At 72.3% G+C, this 15,304-nt stretch carries 12 protein-coding genes; 8 read left to right on the top strand and 4 right to left on the bottom strand.

The window, feature by feature from the left end; all coding sequences use genetic code 11:
- Window positions 1-13: 13 nt before the first annotated feature.
- Entirely contained in the window at window positions 14-841 is an 828-nt protein-coding gene (locus AB0J97_RS47990) for an SGNH/GDSL hydrolase family protein (protein WP_364103034.1), read from the bottom strand.
- Window positions 842-1,244: 403 nt separating this feature from the next.
- Between AB0J97_RS47990 and AB0J97_RS47985 the strand changes: the two genes are divergently transcribed.
- From AB0J97_RS47985 to AB0J97_RS47960, 6 genes are all read left to right on the top strand, one after another.
- Window positions 1,245-3,323, top strand: a complete 2,079-nt coding sequence (locus tag AB0J97_RS47985) for a hydantoinase/oxoprolinase family protein (protein WP_364103031.1) — start codon at window positions 1,245-1,247, stop codon at window positions 3,321-3,323.
- Window positions 3,320-5,035 (top strand): hydantoinase B/oxoprolinase family protein, encoded by a 1,716-nt coding sequence (locus tag AB0J97_RS47980; RefSeq protein ID WP_364103028.1) that lies wholly within the window; start codon window positions 3,320-3,322, stop codon window positions 5,033-5,035. Before AB0J97_RS47985 ends, AB0J97_RS47980 begins: the two co-directional genes overlap by 4 nt.
- A gap of 39 nt (window positions 5,036-5,074) precedes the next feature.
- Window positions 5,075-6,403, top strand: coding sequence for an MFS transporter (locus AB0J97_RS47975; RefSeq protein ID WP_364103025.1), 1,329 nt, complete (start codon window positions 5,075-5,077; stop codon window positions 6,401-6,403).
- Window positions 6,400-7,584 (top strand): glycine C-acetyltransferase, encoded by a 1,185-nt coding sequence (locus AB0J97_RS47970; protein ID WP_364103022.1) that lies wholly within the window; start codon window positions 6,400-6,402, stop codon window positions 7,582-7,584. Before AB0J97_RS47975 ends, AB0J97_RS47970 begins: the two co-directional genes overlap by 4 nt.
- Window positions 7,581-8,372, top strand: coding sequence for an SDR family NAD(P)-dependent oxidoreductase (locus tag AB0J97_RS47965; protein ID WP_364103019.1), 792 nt, complete (start codon window positions 7,581-7,583; stop codon window positions 8,370-8,372). Before AB0J97_RS47970 ends, AB0J97_RS47965 begins: the two co-directional genes overlap by 4 nt.
- 75 nt (window positions 8,373-8,447) lie before the next feature.
- The gene (locus AB0J97_RS47960; protein ID WP_364103095.1) at window positions 8,448-9,941 is read left to right on the top strand and encodes a CoA-acylating methylmalonate-semialdehyde dehydrogenase; all 1,494 of its coding nucleotides are present in this window, start codon (window positions 8,448-8,450) and stop codon (window positions 9,939-9,941) included.
- Between the two features lie 43 nt (window positions 9,942-9,984).
- Here the strand turns inward: AB0J97_RS47960 and AB0J97_RS47955 are convergent, their stop codons facing one another.
- Entirely contained in the window at window positions 9,985-10,755 is a 771-nt protein-coding gene (locus AB0J97_RS47955) for a GntR family transcriptional regulator (RefSeq protein ID WP_364103016.1), read from the bottom strand.
- A 107-nt stretch (window positions 10,756-10,862) separates the two neighbouring features.
- Here AB0J97_RS47955 and AB0J97_RS47950 point away from each other — a divergent pair, with 107 nt between their 5' ends.
- Window positions 10,863-12,035 carry a pyridoxal phosphate-dependent aminotransferase gene (locus AB0J97_RS47950; RefSeq protein WP_357707917.1) on the top strand — a complete coding sequence of 391 codons (1,173 nt, stop codon included), beginning with the start codon at window positions 10,863-10,865 and terminating at the stop codon, window positions 12,033-12,035.
- A gap of 5 nt (window positions 12,036-12,040) precedes the next feature.
- On the opposite strand, the gene AB0J97_RS47945 is transcribed toward AB0J97_RS47950, so the two are convergent.
- Window positions 12,041-12,460 carry an ATP-binding protein gene (locus tag AB0J97_RS47945; protein ID WP_364103013.1) on the bottom strand — a complete coding sequence of 140 codons (420 nt, stop codon included), beginning with the start codon at window positions 12,458-12,460 and terminating at the stop codon, window positions 12,041-12,043.
- A 313-nt stretch (window positions 12,461-12,773) separates the two neighbouring features.
- Here AB0J97_RS47945 and AB0J97_RS47940 point away from each other — a divergent pair, with 313 nt between their 5' ends.
- The gene (locus tag AB0J97_RS47940; RefSeq protein ID WP_364103010.1) at window positions 12,774-14,729 is read left to right on the top strand and encodes an endo-1,3-alpha-glucanase family glycosylhydrolase; all 1,956 of its coding nucleotides are present in this window, start codon (window positions 12,774-12,776) and stop codon (window positions 14,727-14,729) included.
- Here AB0J97_RS47940 and AB0J97_RS47935 read toward each other — a convergent pair.
- Entirely contained in the window at window positions 14,702-14,890 is a 189-nt protein-coding gene (locus AB0J97_RS47935) for a hypothetical protein (protein ID WP_364103007.1), read from the bottom strand. The two genes, AB0J97_RS47940 and AB0J97_RS47935, sit on opposite strands and share 28 nt — an antisense overlap.
- Between the last annotated feature and the right edge of the window lie 414 nt (window positions 14,891-15,304).

The raw sequence follows: 15,304 nt of genomic DNA, 5'->3' as shown, positions 1-15,304 counted from the left end.
GTCCGGGTGGGGATCAGGCGCAGCCCAGCTTGGAGAAGCGCTCGTCGCCGACCCACGAGCCGTTGGCCCACGCCTCGGGCGCGGCAGGGGTGAAGCCGAGCTGCTCGCCCAGCTTGCCGGTGAACCATTTGGCGAACGCGGCCGAGCCCTGCTGGCAGGAGTGGATGCCGTCCTTGGAGCGCTGCGCCTTGGACGCCGACGCGTCGGTGCCCCACAGCTCGGAGGCGTCCAGGAACTGCGCTTTGCCGTCCTGGGCGGCCTGCCGGGCGGTCTCGGGGGCGCTCTTGATCGCCGAGGCGTACTGCTTGTAGAAGTCGTCCAGCTTGAACGGCGGCGCCGAGACGATCACCAGCTCCCCACCCGCCTTCTGGACGGTGGCCGCGAGTTTCCGGTAGGCGGCGAGTTGCTGCTGCCGGGTTCCCCAGTCGTAGGTGGTGATCTGGTAGGCGACGACGTCGGGCTTGAACTCGGCGAGGTTCTTGCCCAGTTGCTGCCAGGTGTCCTTGGCGCCCATCTTCGTCACCGGGTGCTCACCGGCGACGACATTGCCGCCACCGCTGGAGGTGGCGTTCTTGAACGCCACGCCGCCGGCCTTCAACGCCGCGCCCAGCGCAGGGGCCTCGGCTCCGGCGATGGAGTCGCCGAGCCACAGAACCTTCTTCCCGGTCGATTCGGACGTGCCGGAGGTCGCCGCCGTGGTCCTGGCATCGTTGCCGCCGCCGACACCGTCGCCGCCACCGTCGCCGCAGGCGGCGAGGGTGGCGCTCAGGCTTACCGCGGTCAGGGCCAGTGCGGTTCTCTTGATCGGACGGCGTCGCGCAGGAAGGCTGTTGTTGTGCATGACTTCACCCAACCAGCGGAAAACTCCTGGTCAGTGTGGTCGTCATCAAACCATCACACAATGGTGGAACTCCGGTCATCAACCGGTTGGCGTCGCCCCCGAAGATCTCCAGCGACGATGTGCTTCTCGGGGGCTCACGAGCGCAGGCCCGCGACGAGCAGCCCGACCAGGCGGCGGGCGTCGTAGCGGGGGTCGGCCTCGGCCTCGATGCACAGGTTGCGCACGCCGCGTATGAGCTCGAAGGCGTCCAGATCGGGACGGACTGTGGCTGCGCGAGCCGTCCGAGCGGGTCCACGAGGCGTAGTCATATCACCTGACTTGATAAAAATGACAACGGACCATTGCTGATATCTTAGCTCGCTCGTACTGTGATCCCAGTCGCTCGTTGAACGAAGGAGATCCAGTGCCCCCCAGTCACGATCCTCGACCGGCCGGCTGGCGAGTCGGCGCCGACATCGGTGGCACCTTCACCGATGTCATCGCGCTGGGCCCGGGCGGCGAGGTCGTACCGATGAAGGTCCTCTCCACCCCGCCCGACTACGGCGCCGGCGTGGTGGCGGCGACCACCGGCGTGCTCTCCCTGGCCGGGGCCCGCCCGGCGGACGTGGTCGCCATGCTGCACGGCACGACCGTGGCCACCAACGCGATTCTGTCGATGAGCGGCGTCCGCACGGCGGTGGTCACCACCCGCGGCTTCCGCGACGTGCTGGAGATCGGGCGGCTGCGCCGGCCGGTGCTCTACGACCTGTCCTGGTCCAAGCCCCAGCCCCTGGCCCGCCGCCGGCACCGGTACGAACTCGACCAGCGGATCACCGCCGACGCACGCCTCGACCCGCCCGCCGCCGAGGACGAGGTCCGCACGCTGGCCGCACGCCTGCGCGCCGACGGGATCGAAGCGGTGGCCGTGTGCCTGCTCAACTCCTACGTCCGTCCCGACGAGGAGCGGCGGGTCGCCGACCTGCTGCGGGCCGAACTGCCCGGCGTGTACGTCACGGCCTCGGTCGACGTCTCGCCGCAGCCGCACGAGTTCGAGCGCATGAGCACCGCGACGGTCAACGCCTACGTCGGCCCCACCGTGCACGGCTACCTCACCCGCCTGGAGGCGGGGTTGCAGGCCGAGCAGGTGAGCGCGCCCCTGCTGGTCATGCAGTCAAGCGGCGGGCTGCTCGACGCGGCCTCCGTCGCGCGGCGGCCGGTGCAGATCATCGAGTCCGGCCCCGCGGCCGGCGTCACCGCCGTGCAGAAGCTCGCCCAGCTGATCGGCCTGTCCACGGTGGTGGCGTTCGACATGGGAGGGACCACGGCGAAGGCGTCCCTGATCGAGCACGGCGAACCGTTCGTCTCGGCCGACTACGAGGTCGGCGGCGGCATGAACGTCGCCCGCGGCCTCAGTTCCGGCGCCGGGTACCCGGTGCGGGCGCCGTCGATCGACATCGCCGAGGTCGGCTCCGGGGGCGGCAGCATCATCTCCGTCGACGCGGCGGGCGCGCTCCACGTGGGGCCCGTCAGCGCGGGCTCGCGTCCCGGCCCCGCCTGCTACGGCCAGGGCGGCGAGCTGCCGACCCTGACCGACGCCAACGTGACGCTCGGCTACCTCAGCCCGGACGCGCTCGCCGGCGGCCGCGTGGCGATCCACCCGCAGCTCGCCGTGAAGGCCCTGTCGCCGGTGGCCGAGCGGCTCGGCGACGACGTGGCGGGCGCCGCGCGCGGCGCGTACCAGGTGGCGGTGTCGAGCATGACGACCGCGGTCAAGGCGGTGACCAGCGAACGGGGCCGTGACCCGCGCGAGGCCACCATGGTCGCCTTCGGCGGCGCGGGCCCGCTCTACGCCGCCGCCCTGGCCCGCGAGCTGGGCATCTCGACCGTCATCGTGCCCGTGCATCCGGGCCTGTTCAGCAGTCTGGGCCTGCTCGTGGCCGACACCGAACGCCAGGAGCTCACCCCGTACCGGCCCGGGTTCGCAGACGTGGGCGCGCTCGCCGACGAGTTCGCCCGGCTGTCCGCCCAGGTGCGCGCGGAGCTGGGCGCGGACGCCGTCGTGGACCGGCTCCTGGACATGCGCTACCGCGGCCAGCGGTTCGAGCTGCGCATCCGGGTGCCCGACGGCGAGTTCACCGAGGACCTGCTCGCCGAGACGCGGGCCCGCTTCCACGCCGAGCACCGGCGCACCTACGGCCGGGCCGGCACGGACGAGCTGGTGGAGCTGGTCAACCTCCGGGTACGCGGCCGGCTCCCCACCCCGGTGTCCATCGCCGACGTGCTGAGCCTCCCGCTCGCCGCCGCAGACGAGCCCACCACCCGCGAGTGCCGGTTCGCCGAGACCGTGACGACGCTCGTCGTGGGACGGTCCGACCTCGGCCCCGACCCGGTCGAGGGACCGATGGTCATCGAGGACATGGACGCCACCACCCTCGTCCCGCCGGGCGCGCTGGTGCACCGCGACCGGCTCAACAACATCGTCATCACCTGGAGCGCCTCATGATCCGCGACGCCGTGACCTTCGAGGTCTTCCGCAACGCCGTCACCGGGATCGCCGACGAGATGGCGATCACGATCCTGCGCACCGCGCACTCGCAGCTCGTCGCGTCCAGCATGGACTTCTCCGCCGCTCTGTGCGACGCCCGCGGCCGGGTGATCGCCCAGGCCAACACCCTGCCGGTGCACCTGGGCTCCATCCCGGACGCGATGGAGGCGATCCTCGACGAGTTCGGCGACCGGATCCGCCCGGGAGACGTCTACCTGCTCAACGACCCGTCCCTGGGCGGCATGCACCTGCCCGACATCTTCGCGGTCGCCCCGGTGTTCACCGGGGACACCCTCCTGGGCTTCGCGGTCACGGTCGTCAACCACACCGACGTCGGCGGCTGGGCGGCCGGGTCGATGGCCGTGCAGTCGACGAGCATCTTCGCCGAAGGGGTGCAGATCCCGCCGTCCTGCCTGGTCGAGGCCGGGACCGTGAACGAGACGTTCCTACGGCTGATCCTGCGCAACGTCCGCGAACCCGAGCTGCTGCGCGGCGACCTGGAATCCCAGCTCGCGGCCTGCCACACGGGGGCCGAAGGGCTGCGCGCCCTCGCGGCGCGGCACGGCGTCGAACGGCTCGCCACCCTCGTCGACGAGCTGCTCGACTACTCCGAGACCCTGCTGCGCGCCGCGCTCGCCGAGGCCGTCCCCGGCGCCTACGAGTTCCTCGACCACATCGACGACGACGGCCTCGGCTCCGGGCCGATCCCGATCCGCGTGAAGGTCACGCTGTCCGGGGCCGGGATCGAGCTCGACTTCACCGGCTCCTCGCCGCAGGTCGGCTCCGCGCTCAACGCGACGGCCTCCTTCACCCGTTCCGCCGCCTACGCCGCCCTGCAGGGGGTGCTCGCCTCCGACATCCCGGCCAACAGCGGCTTCTACCGGCCGTTCACCTTCGTCATCCCGCGGGCCTCCATCCTCGACGGGCAGCGGCCGTCCGCGCGCGGCGCCCGCGGGCTGGTCGGCTTCCGGATCATCGACGCGGTGCTCGGGGCGCTCGCCCCGGTGTTCCCCACCCAGGTTCCGGCCGCCGGGGAAGGCGGGCCGGACGGGATCGCGATCGGCCTCGTCGGCCCGGACGGGGAGTCCATGGTGCTGTGGGACCCCCTGGCCGGGGCGTGGGGCGCCCGTCCCGACCGCGACGGCGTGGACGGCATCAGCTCCCTGGGCGCGAACCTGACCAACACGCCGGTCGAGGAGCTGGAACGCTCCGGCCACATCCGCATCGACGGTTACGGCTACCTGCCCGACAGCGGCGGCGCGGGCCGCTGGCGCGGCGGCCTGGCGACCTTCCGCGACATGACGCTCCTGGCGCCCGAGGCCAGGGTGCAGATCAGGTCCGACCGGCGCACGTTCCTGCCGTACGGGCTGGCCGGCGGCGCGCAGGGCACCCCCTCGCTGAACGTGCTCGACCCCGGCGGGCCCGAGGAACGCCTGCTGGAGTCCAAGCCGCACTTCGTGATGACCGCCGGAACCCGCCACCGGCACGTGACCGCCGGCGGCGGCGGGCACGGCCACCCCTTCGAACGCCTCCCGGACCTGGTCCTCGAAGACGTCCTCGACGGCAAGGTCACCCGCGAGGGAGCCGAACGCGACTACGGCGTCGTGATCTCCGCGGACGGCGTGATCGACGCGGACGCCACAGCCGGCCTGCGACGCCACGCGCGCTGAAGGCCGCCTCCCCACCCCCCGGATCGATTGGAACCCCCCATGAGCACGAACGTCGCACCCCCTGCGAGCACCGTCCCACCCCGCACCTGGCGCAAGGTGGGCATCCGGATCATGCCGCTGGTCGGCCTCGCCTACGTGGCGAGCTACATCGACCGCGCCAACGTCGGCTACATCGCCGCCCCCATGTCCCGCGACATGGGCCTCGACAGCAGCCAGATCGGCCTCGCCGCCGGGCTGTTCTTCATCGGCTACGTGCTGTTCGAGGTGCCGAGCAACATGATGCTCAGCCGGTTCGGCGCGCGGAAATGGATCGCCCGGATCATGATCACGTGGGGTCTGGTCACGGCGGCGACCTCGGCCGTGAGCTCCCCGGCCGCGCTGTTCGTCGCGCGGCTCCTGCTCGGGTTCGCCGAAGCGGGCCTGGCCGCCGGGATCCTGCTCTACCTGACGTTCTGGTTCCCGCGCCGCCAGCGTTCCTGGGCGTTGTCGACGTTCATCCTGATGATCCCGCTGTCCTCGATCATCGGCTCTCCGCTGGCCGCCGCGCTGCTGGAGTGGGGGCAGGGCGTGTTCGGCATCGCGGGCTGGCGGGCGCTGTTCCTCGTCGAGGGCGTCCTGACGGTCGTCGTCAGCGTGCTGATCTTCGTCTTCCTGCCCGACCGGCCGGCCGACGCGCGCTGGCTCGACGACGAGGAGAAGGCCGCCATCGGCCACATCCTGGCCGCCGAGGCCGCCGAACAGCGTGCCCACGGAGCGCTCACCGGGCTGCGCCAGGCGCTGACCAGCGGCCGGGTCTGGGCGATGGCCGTGACGTGGTTCGCGATCGCGTTCGGGCTCTATCCGCTGCAGTTCTTCCTGCCCACGATGATCAAGTCCATCACGCGGAGCGTCGGTCAGTCCGCCGACGTCAGCAGCGTGCTGCTGTCCGCGATCCCCTACGTGGTGGCCGCGCTCGCCCTCCTCGTCTGGGCCCGCGTCGCCGCCCGCCTGACGGCGGTGACGGCCACGGCCGTGCCGATGGCCCTCGGCGCGGTGGGGCTGGTCCTGGCGACCTTCACCAGCAGCGGCACGCTGTTCGTGCTCGCCGTCTGCCTGAGCGTCGCCGGGATCATCACCGCGATGCCGCAGTTCTGGCGCATCCCGGCGATCGGCCTGACCGAGGCGGCCGCCGCCTCCGGCATCGCGCTGATCAACTCGGTCAGCAACGTCAGCGGATTCGTCGGTCCCTACTTCACCGGGTCCATCGCGTCGGCGACGGGCAGCTTCACGTACGCGCTGCTGGCCATCGCGATCATCATGGCCGCCGGGCTGGCCGTCCTGCTCACCGTGGGACGCCGGATGGAGCGGCTGGACGGGGGCCTGTCGTGAACGCCGCGCTGCTGGAGCGCCTCCGGACCGAGCTGGACGAACGCCGGGCGACCACCGGGCTGCGCCGCGACCTCGTGGTCTCCGGCGCCCAGGGCCCGACGCTCGACGTGGGCGGCGAGCGGCTGGTGAACCTCGCCTCCAACGACTACCTCGGCCTCGCCGGCGACCCGGAGGTCCTCGACGCGGCCCGGCGGGCGCTGCGCGAGACGGGCCTCGGGGTGGCGGCGGGACGGGTGCTCTGCGGCACCCGGGCGGTCCACGGCGAGCTGGAGGCGCGCATCGCCGAGCTGGTCGGCGCCGAGGACGCGGTGCTCCACCACTCGTGCTTCGACGCGAACCTCGGCCTCTTCGACGCCCTGGTCGGCCCGCAGGACGTCGTCCTCAGCGACGCGCTCAACCACGCCAGTCTGATCGACGGCATCCGCCTCACCCGCGCCCGCCGGCACGTCTACCCCCACGCCGACCTCGACGAACTCGAACGCCTCCTCACCGCGTCCGCCGACGCGCGCCACCGGCTCATCGTCACCGACGGCGTCTTCAGCATGGACGGCGACCTCGCCGCGCTGCCCCGGCTCGCCGAACTGGCCGAGCGCCACGACGCGGTGCTCGTGGTCGACGACTCGCACGCCACGGGCGTCCTGGGCGCGACCGGCGCCGGCACCGCCGAGCACTTCGGCCTGCGGGGCCGCGTCGACGTGGTGACGGGGACGCTCGGCAAGGCGCTGGGCGGCGGGGCGGGAGGCTTCGTCGCCGGCGACCGCGCGGTGGTCGAGACGTTGCGCCAGCTCTCGCGGCCCTACATCTTCACCAATGCCATGGCCCCCGCGCTGGCCGTGGCCGCGCTGACGGCGATCCGCGTCGCACGAAGGCGTCCCGACCTGCGGGCACGCCTGGCCGCCAACACCGCCTGGCTGCGCGGGACGTTGCGCGATCTCGGCTACGAGGTGCCGCCGGGGGAGCACGCCATCATCCCCGTGATGCTGCGCGGCGGCACGCTCGCCGCCGACGTGGCGGCGGCGCTGCGCCGCGACGGCGTCCTGGTCTTCGCGCTCTCCCATCCGGTCGTCCCGGCGGGCGAGGAGCGCATCCGGGTGCAGGTGTCGGCCTCGCACACGGCCGGCCAGCTCGAACGGGCGGCCGCCGCGTTCGGCCGCGCGCGTGCCGTCCTGGCGGGGTCATGAGCGCCGCGGGGTTGCGGGCGCCGACCAGCGCCGACGGCCGCGAACTGGCGGGCCGGGTCGCGGTCGTGACCGGCGGGGCGAGCGGCATGGGCCTCGCGGCGGCGCACGCGCTGGCCCGCCGCGGCGCGACCGTCGCGGTGTTCGACCTCGCCGCGCCCGCCCCCGGCGAGCTGGCGTCGACGCTGGAGGTGCCGGCCGACCGCGTCCGGTCGGCCGCCGTGGACGTCACGGACGACGACCAGGTCCGGCGTGCGTTCGCCGCGCTGCTGGCGGAGCGGTCGCGGCTGGACATCCTGGTCAACGCCGCGGGCGTCGCGCCGGCGACCGCGTTCGAGGACATCACCCCGGCCGAGTGGGAACGGGTGCTCGCGGTCAACGTGCTCGGGACGTTCCTGTGCTGCCGGCAGGCGCTGCCCGCGATGCGGGGCCGAGGCTGGGGCCGGATCGTCACCTTCTCCTCCACCGCCGGCAAGACCGTGAGCACCGCGGGCGGCGCGCACTACACGACGGCCAAGCACGGCGTCCTCGGGCTCACCCGGCACCTGGCGAAGGACTACGGCGGAGACGGGATCACCGTGAACGCCGTCTGCCCCGGGCTCATCGACACCCCGATGGCACGCGCCCTGCTGCCCGAAGGGGCGCTCGAACAGGCCACCCGGTCCTTCCCGGTGCCCCGCGTCGGGCAGCCCTGGGAGGTCGCCGAGCTCGTCGCGTTCCTCGCCTCGGACCGCGCGGCGTACATCACCGGGGCGGCCATCGACATCAACGGCGGCGACCTGATCGTCTGACGCGGCGCCGCCGACCACCCGCAACCCGCACTTCCACGAGAAGGTGAACTTTCTGTGAGCACAGGGACAGTCAGGATGATCCAGCACCGGATCGGCGGCCGAGAGACCGCCGGAGAGTCGGTCCGCACCGCCCCGGTGTGGAACCCCGCGACCGGCGAGCGTCAGGCCGACGTGCTGCTGGCCGAGCCCGCCGACGTCGATGCCGCGGTGCGGGCGGCGCGGGCCGCCCTGCCGGGCTGGGCCGACACCTCCGTCATGCGGCGGTCGCGGTTGATGTTCGCCTTCCGCAACCTGGTCGAGAAGCACCTCGACGACCTCGCGCGGCTGGTCTCGGCCGAGCACGGCAAGGTCCTCGACGACGCCAGGGGCGAGCTCGTCCGCGGCCTGGAGGTGATCGACTTCGCCTGCGGGATCCCGCAGCTGCTCAAGGGGGAGTACTCCGACCAGGTCTCGACCGACGTCGACCTCTTCTCGTTCCGGCAGCCGCTCGGCGTCTGCGCCGGGATCACGCCGTTCAACTTCCCCGCGATGGTCCCGCTGTGGATGCATCCGATCGCGATCGCGACCGGCAACACGTTCGTGCTCAAGCCCTCCGAACGCGACCCGTCGACCGCCAACCTCGTCGCCGACCTCTACGCCGAGGCCGGTCTGCCCGACGGGGTCTTCAACGTCGTCCACGGCGACAAGGTGGCGGTCGACGCGATCCTCGACCACCCGGACGTCGCCGCGGTGTCGTTCGTCGGCTCGACGCCGGTCGCGCGGTACGTCCACGAGCGCGCGACCGCCGGCGGCAAGCGCGTGCAGGCGCTCGGCGGCGCCAAGAACCACGCCGTCGTGCTGCCGGACGCCGACCTCGACCACGCCGCCGACCATCTGGTCGCGGCCGCGTACGGCTCGGCGGGCCAGCGCTGCATGGCCGTCTCGGTCGCCGTCGCGGTGGGCGACGTGGCCCAGCCGCTCGTCGAGCTGCTACGCGAGAAGGCGCAGGCGATCAAGGTGGGGCCGGGACTGGACGCCGGGTCCGAGATGGGCCCGGTCGTGTCGGCGGAGGCGCTCGAACGGATCAGGGGCTACATCGGCTCCGGCGTCGCCGCGGGCGCCGACCTCGTGCTCGACGGGCGCGCGCTCGACATCGGCGGCGACGGCTTCTTCGTCGGCCCGACGCTGTTCGACCACGTCACACCCGACATGGACGTCTACCGCGACGAGATCTTCGGCCCTGTGCTCGTCGTCGTGCGCGTCGGCTCGCTCGCGGAGGCGATCGACCTGATCAACACCGGCAACCTGGCCAACGGCACGGCGATCTTCACCACGGGCGGCCACGCGGCCCGCCTGTTCCAGCGATCCGTGCAGGTCGGGATGATCGGCGTCAACGTGCCGATCCCGGTGCCCATGGCGTTCCACTCGTTCGGCGGCTGGAAGCAGTCGCTGTTCGGCGCCCATCACATGCACGGCCCGGAGGGCGTCGCGTTCTACACGCGGGCCAAGGCCGTCACCACCCGCTGGCCGGAGGACAGGGAGGACGGCCCGCGCACCCGCGGCGACCTCTCCTTCCCCACGGCGGTCTGACCTGGCGATACGGGCCCCCGACCAGCCCGGGGGCCCGTACGGGCTAGGCCGGTGGGCGCGCGGCGGGCAGCTCGATGTGCGCCCTGCTCACGGACGTGCTCTTCGCCAGAACCTGGAGCAGGTCCCGGCGCACGCGTTCGCACCGGGCGCGCATCGCCTCACGGGCGGTGTCCGCGTCGCGCGCGCGCAGCCCCTCGAAGACGGCCGCCAGCTCTCCGGGCGGGCTGGCGATGCCGGGATCGATCAACGCGGCCATCCGCAGCACCCGTTCCAGCTCGTCGAGCACGTCGACGATCGACTTGCCGAGACGGGGGTTGCCGCTGAAGTTGGCGATGATGCCCTCGAACTCGATGCCGGCCTGGAGCGACTCCTCCTGCTCCACCTCGCCCGCCGCGAGCGCCATGGGCACCTGCGACAGCGCTTCGAGCCGTTCGAGCGCGGGCGCCGTGACGCCGAGACGCGCCGCGGAGGCGGCCGCCTCGCCGGACAGCAGCGTGCGCAGGGCGCACAGGGCGTCGGTGTCCTGGAGCGTGATCGGGCTGACGACGTAGCCCGCGCGCGGGAGCGCGGTCACGAGCCCGTCGCGCCTCAACCGGGCGAGTGCCTCGCGCACCGGGGTCTTGCTGATGCGCCACTGCTCGGCGAGCGACGTCTCGGTGAAGCTGCTGCCGGGCGGGAGCGTCAGGTCGATGATCTGGCGTCTGATCGCCCGATAGGCCTGGCCTGTGCGGTCGAGGCCGGTCTCGTCCCTGCCGACCAGCAGCAGAGCGGGGATGTGCGGCGTTCCGCTGACCACGCCATGGATGTCGGACATCACGTCAGGATATCAACTCGGAGTGTTGATACAGCAGCTCGTCCGACATGTCATGAGAAGAGATATTAATTCTTGTTGCTGATATCTCAATATGTCATGCTTTGTCCATGCAGCGACGCAGCTCGAATCCCTGGGTCCTTCCCGCCACGAGCGACTTCCCGGCGTTGGGTGCGATGAGCACGCGCGCCCGCGCGGACCGGCGCGCCCGCGACGGCGTGCGGATGCTCCCGCTCGCAGGCGCCCCGATCCTGCCCATGCCCGAGCACGTACGGCGTGCGGTCGCCGGAGCGATGGACCGGCCCGACCCGCGCGACACCCGCGGCCTGCCGGAACTGCGCGCCGCGATCGCCGCCGAACTGGAGCGCGAGCACGGCCTGCGCGTCGATCCCGAGCGTCGCCTGCTGATCACCCACGGGGCTATGCAGGGGCTCTCCCTCGTGCTGCGCACGGTGCTCGCCCCCGGCGACGAGGTGATCGTGCCGACCCCCACCTACTTCTTCGACGGCGCGGTCCGCGAGGCCGGCGCGACCCCCGTCCGCGTCCCGTCCCGGGAGAGCGACGGCTGGGCGCTCGACCTGGCCGGGCTGGAGGCCGCCGTCACCAGCCGCAGCCGGGCCGTGCTGCTGTGCAACCCGACCAACCCGACGGGCTACCTCCCCGACGCCGCGACCCTGGCGGCCGTGGTCGACCTGGCCGCGCGCCACGGGCTCCTGGTCGTCTCCGACGACTCGTGGCAGCACTTCGCCTACGACGGCCGCCGGTACCACCCGGTGGAGGCGTTCGCCGACCGCTGGCCGCATCTGGTGACCGTCACCAGCCTCAGCAAGTACTACGCGCTGGCGAGCTGGCGGCTCGGCTACGTCCTGGCGCCGCCGCGGATCGTCGACGCGCTCAACCGCCGCTTCGAGTGGGAGGCGGTCTGTTGCGGAGTGGTTCCGCAGCGGGCCGCGGTGGCCGCCCTCACCGGCCCGCGCGACTGGCTCGACGAGGCGCTCTCCACCTACCAGGCCAAGCGCGACCTCGTCTGCGACGGCATCGCCGCCAGCGGCCTGCCCCGGCCCGTACGGCCCACGGGCGGCGCCTTCCTGCTCGCCGACTGCTCGCGCCTGGGCGACAGCCCGGCGGCCATCGACCGCGTGCTCCTGCGCAACGGCGTCGCGACGGTGCGCGGCGCCGACATGCACGCCCCCGACACCCACGTCCGCATCACGTTCGGCGCGGACGAGCGCACGCTCGGCGAGCTGGTCCACGCCCTCGGACGGGCCCGCCGGGAGTCCTGACGCGGTCAGGGCGTGGGAGCCCGGCCGGTGACGCGGGCGCGCTTCATGCGCAGGCGGACCTGGGAGGAGGCGCGCGTCTGGGTGATGACGAACTCGTCGCAGAGCCGGCGCATCACCCACAGGCCGTAACCGCCCGGCCCCACCTGGGGACGGACGTCGGGGCAGGCGTCGGGCCGGAGGCGGCCCGCCTGGTCGTCGACGTCGACGGTGAGGAAGTCGTCGTCGGTCCAGATGCGCACCCACCCGGCCCCGCCCGCGTGGTCGAGGACGTTGGTGACGGCCTCGTTGACGGCGAGCGCGAGGTCTTCGCCGCACTGGGAGGCGAGCCCGGCCTGGAGCGCGTGAAGGCGGACGAGCTCACGCAACTCCGCGAGGTCGCGGCTGATCGGCCAGCTCGCCGCAGCATCAGGGGAAGGCTCGGACATCGGTCGCTCCTACCCGAGAACACACGCCGTGTGCCCATGATGACACCGACCCGGTCGTGCGTGCAGGCCGAGCGGAGACAGACAGGGCCGGTCCATCCTGCCCGAGTCGCGGCTTCCGCGCCATGCCCGGCCGGGGAAGTGCCCCGGAACCGGCCATCGGCCTTAATCCCGGGGCGAGGGACCCGAAAATTGGCAACGTTCCAAATGGGGGATTTATCCGAAAACCCGGTCCGGTTGCCCGAGCGTGCTCCATCGTTGGCGATGCAACGCGGCTCCGCTGCGGCGGAGGCGCACCGAGAGCCAAGGGAGTTCCATGCTCAACCGATATCGGGCCCTGCCGGCCGCGGTGGCGATGCTCGCCGTGCTGGCGGGCGCGGCCGTCGCCGCACCCGCGCAGGCGTCCGCCGTCGCACCCCTCACCGTGACGTTCGCCGCCACGGAGGACGTGTTCATCAGCCAGGCCGAGCCGGCGAAGAGCTTCGCGTCCGCGACCTGGGTGAGCGTCTGCGGCGCCGCGTGCGGCAGCGCCGCCGCGGGCCAGCGGGTCGGCCTGGCCCGCTTCAAGGTCACCGGCATCCCGGAGGACGCCGAGGACGTCAAGGTCACGCTGGACGTCGTCTCCGCCAGGACGACGGACACCACCGTGTCGGCCCGCCCCGTCACGGGCTCCTGGACCGAGGCCGCCACGACCTGGAACACCCGTCCCGAGTTCGGCGCCGCGGCCGTGGCCTCGCACACCGGCTTCGCCGCCGGGACGACGGCCAAGCTGGACGTCTCCGCCGCGGTCAAGGGCGACGGCACGTACGCCTTCGCGCTCACCGGCACCGACTCCACCGCGACCGTGCTGATGTCCTCGCGCGAGACCGGGAACCGCGGCCCCAAGCTCACGGTCACCTACACCGAGGGAAGCGGCCGGCAGACCGACGGGCCCCTGCCGTTCGTCCTGCCGGGGACGGCGGCCCTGCGCGGCTCGGCCAAGAAGGTGTTCGCGCACTACTTCACCCCGTACCCGGTGTCGCTGGACAACCAGGCCCCGGCGAGTGACTACTACGCCAGGAACTACCTCAAGCCGGACGGCGAGAGCGGCAAGCACGCCGCCTACGGCGGACTGCTGCGCGACCGCCCGCTCGGACGCGACCCGATCGGCGGCGACTACGCGGTGGCCGACTTCAAGACCGAGGTCAAGCAGGCCGTCGCGGCCGGCCTGGACGGGTTCACCGTCGACATCCTGTCGATCACCAGCGCCCACTGGACGCGGGTGCAGAACCTGATCAAGGCGGCCGAGGCCGTGGACCCCGGGTTCAAGATCGTGCTGATGCCGGACACGAACGGCCTGGCCTCGGTGGACAGCGCCGCGTTCGCCACGGCGATGGCCAAGCTGGCCGCCTCGAAGTCGGTCTACCGGCTCGCCGACGACCGGCTGGTGGTGGCGCCGTTCAAGGCCGAGGGGCGTACCCCCGCCTGGTGGGCGGCCTGGATGAAGACGATGGAGACCGAGCACGGCGTCAAGGTGGCCCTGGTGCCCTGCTTCCTCGACTTCGGCAAGTACCGGGACGCGTTCGCCTCGATCAGCTACGGCTTCTCCAACTGGGGCAACCGCAACCCCGCCGCCAACGCCGCCCTGGGCGGCAACATCGACCGCGCGCACGGCATGGGCAAGATCTGGATGCAGCCGGTGTCGGTCCAGGACGAACGCCCCAACCAGGGCGTCTTCGACGAGGCGGGCAACACCGAGAACCTGCGGGCGACGTGGAAGGGCGCGATCGACGGCAAGGCCGACTGGGTCCAGCTCACGACCTGGAACGACTACTCGGAGAACACGCAGTTCGCGCCGTCCAGGAACGCGGGCTGGACGTACCTGGACATCAACGCCTACTACCTGACCTGCCACAAGCTCGGCTGCCCGAAGATCACGAACGACGCGGCGTACCTGACCCACCGGGTCCAGCCGGTGGCGGCCCAGCCGTCCTTCGCGCAGACCAAGCTGATGAAGCTGCGCGGCGGCAGCACGGCCGCGCGTGACACGGTCGAGGTGCTCACCATGCTGACGGCGCCGGGCAAGGTGTCGGTGACCGTCGGCGGCACGACGCAGAGCTACGACGCGCCCGCCGGCGTGTCGGCCAGGACGTTCCCGCTCAAGGCGGGGACCGCGTCGGCGACCGTCACCAGGGAGTCGGCGACGGCGGCCAAGGTGGTCTCGCCGTACCCGATCACCGCGACGCCGTACGTGCAGGACCTGCACTACCGCGCGGCCTCCAGCGAACGCTGACCGCGCCTCCGGGCCCGCGCCGACCGCGCGGGCCCGCACCCCGCTCGTCCGTCAGTCGCCGGGTCCAGCAGGGCGGCGACGGGTGCGTAGTCCGCCCTGCCGTGACCGCCCGCGGCCACGTACGCCGCCTCGGCCGCGTAGAACCTCTCCATGACGACCACGCGTCGGACGTCCTCGTCATGTTCATGTGGCGAGCATCCCGCGCGTCCACCGTGGGTCGCCGGCGCCGATCGGACGTCTCAGGCGGGAATCCGGCTCGGGGAGTTGACGAGCCGACCCTGCTGTGAAAAGCTGAAGGCGGCACCGAGGTTGACACTTATAGTAAGTGTGGACATTCGTTTCTCAGTTGGGTTATGCTGCTTCCTCGCGCTGCCTTTCGACGCCCCGGATTTCGATCCGGGCGTTTGGCGTGCGCGCAGTTCGATCCCGTCCGTGCCCTCCGGAAGGACAACTGTTGGCAGCCTCGCGTAGTGTTCCCGCCGCCTCCGCCGTACCCGCTGGTCCCCGTCGCGTCTCTTTCGCGCGTATCCAGGAGCCCCTCGAAGTTCCTGACCTTCTCGCCCTCCAGACCGAGT

This window comes from Nonomuraea sp. NPDC049607 (genome assembly GCF_040675375.1).
In the GTDB taxonomy this organism is placed as follows: Bacteria; Actinomycetota; Actinomycetes; order Streptosporangiales; family Streptosporangiaceae; genus Nonomuraea.
This window is presented reverse-complemented; position numbering and strand designations above follow the sequence as displayed.